This window comes from Rhodococcus zopfii NBRC 100606 = JCM 9919, assembly GCF_001895025.1.
In the GTDB taxonomy this organism is placed as follows: domain Bacteria; phylum Actinomycetota; class Actinomycetes; order Mycobacteriales; family Mycobacteriaceae; genus Rhodococcus; species Rhodococcus zopfii.
Map to the genome: position 1 here is coordinate 1 of NZ_BCXI01000098.1, position 3,790 is coordinate 3,790.

Below are 3,790 nucleotides of genomic sequence, written 5' to 3' on the forward strand. Positions count from 1 at the left end.
GAGAAAGTCCCCACTGGTGGCCGAGTAACGGTCCCCACCGGTGGCCAGATGAAAGTCCCCGCCTCGTGTTCGTCGTGATTCCCACCGGAACGCCAGGCCTGAGCGGTGAAGGTGAAGGTGCCACCCAGTCACCTGTCACCGCCCAGGGAGTTCCATTGAAGTCTGCGAAGGACCGCATGGACATCATTTCCGCCTACCGCGAGGTCGGCACCTACCGCGGCGCCGCCGAGATGTGCGGCACCACCCACAAAACCGTCCGCCGGGTCATCGAACGATTCGAAGCCGGCGACACCCCACCCTCACGACAACCCCGCCCCCGCAACTACGACACCGTCACCCAGATCGTCGCAGAACGCATCGCCTCGTCCCGAGGCAGAATCTCCGCCAAGCGTCTGCTCCCGATCGCGGTAGCCGCCGGATACACCGGCTCGGACCGCAACTTCCGCCGCCTCGTCGCCGACGAGAAAACCAAGTGGCGCAAGAACAATCACCGCGGACGCCGCCCCGCCGTATGGACACCGGGCGAATACCTGGTCATCGACTGGGCCACCCTGGGCGCCGGCCTGCACCTGTTCTGCGCGGTGCTGGCGTATTCACGATGGCGGTTCGTCGCCTTCGCCACCGACGAACGCGCCGGCACCACCTTGACGCTGATCGCCGAGGCCCTCGCCGCGATCGGCGGGGTGCCCGCCAAGGTCCTGGCCGACCGGATGGCCTGCCTCAAAGGCGGAGTCGTGGCGAACGTGGTGGTCCCGACCCCGGACTACGTGCGGATGGCCACCCACTACGGGTTCCGCCCCGACTTCTGCCACGCCGCCGACCCCGAATCGAAGGGCATCGTCGAACACCTCGTCGGCTACGCCCAACGCGACCTGGTCGTTCCACTGCTCACCGCCGCCGACCTGTCCGGCCGACCGGTGGACCTGACCACCGCGAACGCCGCCGCGAAGACCTGGTGCGTCGAGGTCAACACCCGGGTGCACACCGAGATCGACGCGGTCCCCGCCCAGCGTCTGCTCGAGGAACGGACCGTGCTCGGGCCACTGCCGTCCCTACGCTTGCAGATCGGGCCGCCGCCGGTGACCCGCAAGGTCGACAAGCTCTCCTGCATCCGCTTCGGCTCGGCCCGCTATTCGGTGCCGACCCGCCTGATCGGGACCACCGTCACCGTCGCCGCCGGCGAGGGACGACTGCTGATCGTCGACCCGGCCACCGGTCAGGTCGCCGCCGATCACGCGCTCACCGCCCCGGGTACCGCGTCGATCCTCGACGAGCACTACCCGACCCCACGACAGGCCCCCAGTCGCGGTCCGCGACCGAAAACCGAAGTCGAGAAACGATTCTGCGCACTCGGTGCGGTCGCCGAACAATTCCTCGTCGGCGCCGCCGCGGCCGCCAACACCCGCCTGCCCGCCGAACTCGCGGTGCTGCTGGACCTGCAGGCCGCACACGGCACCGATGCCCTGCTCGCCGCCCTGACCCGGGCGGTCGCGTTCCGGCGGTTCCGCGCCGACGACGTCCGGTCCATCCTCGACGCCGGCGCCGGGGTTCCCCAACCCCGCCCCGGCGGTGACGCGCTGGTGCTGGACCTGCCGACCGCCCCGACCCGCTCCCTCGACGCCTACGCCGTCACCCGAGAGGAGACCGCACGATGAACAGTTCGAGCACCGCCGTTCCGCCGGCGGCCGCGGCACTGCCCGCCGACCTCGACGCCGGTCTGCGCCGACTCAAACTCGCCACCGTCCGCCGCACCGCCGCCGAGGTCCTGCAGACCGCCAAAACCCAACGCTGGACCCCGGAGGAGGTACTGCGCACCCTGATCGAAGCGGAGTTGGCTGCCCGCGACGCCTCCAACATCGCCGCCCGACTCAAAGCGGCCGCGTTCCCAGTCGCCAAGACCCTCGACAGCTTCATCGTCGCCGAATCCTCCATCCCGCAAACCACATTCGACTATCTGATCGGTTTGGAATGGGTTCGCGCCCATGCCAATCTGGCGTTGGTCGGCCCACCGGGTACCGGAAAATCCCACACCCTGATCGGGCTGGGCATCGCGGCGGTGCACGCCGGGCACAAGGTCCGCTATTTCACCGCCGCCGACCTCGTCGAAACCCTCTACCGCGGCCTGGCCGACAACACCGTCGGCAAGACCATCGACACGCTGCTGCGGGCGGATCTGATCATCGTCGACGAGGTCGGGTTCGCGCCGCTCGACGACACCGGCACCCAACTGCTGTTCCGGCTCGTCGCCGGCGCCTACGAACGCCGCTCCCTGGCGGTCGCCTCGCACTGGCCGTTCGAACAGTGGGGCCGGTTCCTGCCCGAGCACACCACCGCCGCCGGCATCCTCGACCGGCTCTTGCACCACGCCACCGTCGTGCTCACCGACGGCGAGTCCTACCGGATGCGCCAAGCCCGACACGAACGAGGTGAACGCCCCTGACCCCAACCCCGAAACACCCACGAGGCGGGGACTTTCACCTGGCCAAAAGCGGGGACATCACGATGGCCGTTGACAGCGGCCCGCAGTGTCCCGCTTGGCGATCCTCAAACAGCACACCTCTGAAGAATCAAGATTCAGGCATCCCGTCACGCCGATACGCCGTCCTCGGCGAGTGGGGCATAGCGCGGATGGAGTCGGCGGGCAGCCTGCCGAAGGTACTGCGGACAGTGTCGTCCGACGCGGGCGTCCACGGAGGACTGGGTCTCCCACAAGATGACCGCCGCCTCTGTTGTCGCGAGCGATACATGCAGTAGGTCCGCCACAACGTTGTGCATGTCCGTAGCACCCAGAAGATACTGTGTCGGCCACGTTGAACCGTGTGTGATGCCGGAGGAAAACGAATACATCTGTCGGGTCAGGTTCGCCATCGGTTGGACCGACTTCATTGGATTGTGTGTGTCGATCCATTCGGCTGACGCGTCGATGATCTGCTCCATAGGGGGCGCACCCTTCACACCAGCATCGACCAAAACTTGCATCGCGGATTCGGCGCCGTTCTTCTGTGCAGTGACCTGACTTAGGTACTCTGCGGTATCGAACGGTAGCCGCTCAGCACCAACGCCCATTTCGGTTCCCTCTAGCCGCTTGACCTGTTCGGTCACGTATTTTTTGTGGCGTTGAATCTCATCCCGCGTGATCCGCAGCGCACGGTTGCGCCGTTCGTCCCGGTCTGATTCGCAGAGCACCCACACCGCGCGCGATGCGGACTCTAGAGCAGAGCGGCATAGCGCGATGATCGATGTTGTCCGCATCTTTCCGGTCGGATCCCACTGGTCGATGAGATGAGCGACAGTAGTCAGATTCTCGGCTGCGCTCATTGCAGGGAACAGGGTGTGGTGCTGCACAAGCATGTTGGTACCGACGAAGTCGATAACCCCGGCGAGAAATTCCCCGTCGTCGAGGTCGACGGAGCTGCCCGGTTGAACTTGACTTGGTTCCCGCTGCCATGGCGTGAGTTGCTTTGCACGGGCTGCTCGGTCACCGGCGCGACGTCGCGACGGAATAAGCGGCGACAACAGTGTTCGTGCAGCTACCGACTCCGGGCTGGTGAGCGGTTGACGGTTCTCGTTGCGCCCCTTGCGTTTGGATCGGCTCACGAACGTTCCTCTCGGTACTGGCGTCTGGGGCGCTCGGAGGGCACCAGCCTGCGCTATGGGCATCGAAGCGTGGATCGTAGTCCAGCCCTCCGCCGGGGAGTCGGCGGCGTCACCCGCGGCCTGTGGTTGAACTGAGCCAGGAACACTCCGCCCGTCACCACTCTTGCAGCGGGCACACCGTGAACCGCCCCGG

General features: G+C 66.5%; 3 protein-coding genes. 2 read left to right on the top strand and 1 reads right to left on the bottom strand.

Translation table 11 applies throughout. The features are described 5' to 3' along the window. Positions 1-155: 155 nt before the first annotated feature. Both istA and istB read left to right on the top strand, forming a co-directional pair. The gene (gene istA / locus RZ1_RS29200; protein WP_139282070.1) at positions 156-1,655 is read left to right on the top strand and encodes an IS21 family transposase; all 1,500 of its coding nucleotides are present in this window, start codon (positions 156-158) and stop codon (positions 1,653-1,655) included. Beyond that, positions 1,652-2,440 carry an IS21-like element helper ATPase IstB gene (gene istB, locus RZ1_RS29205; RefSeq protein ID WP_072816412.1) on the top strand — a complete coding sequence of 263 codons (789 nt, stop codon included), beginning with the start codon at positions 1,652-1,654 and terminating at the stop codon, positions 2,438-2,440. Before istA ends, istB begins: the two co-directional genes overlap by 4 nt. A 146-nt stretch (positions 2,441-2,586) precedes the next feature. Here istB and RZ1_RS29210 read toward each other — a convergent pair whose 3' ends face one another. Then, complete coding sequence (locus tag RZ1_RS29210; RefSeq protein ID WP_139282071.1) at positions 2,587-3,597, bottom strand: hypothetical protein; 1,011 nt, start codon at positions 3,595-3,597, stop codon at positions 2,587-2,589. Positions 3,598-3,790 lie beyond the last annotated feature (193 nt).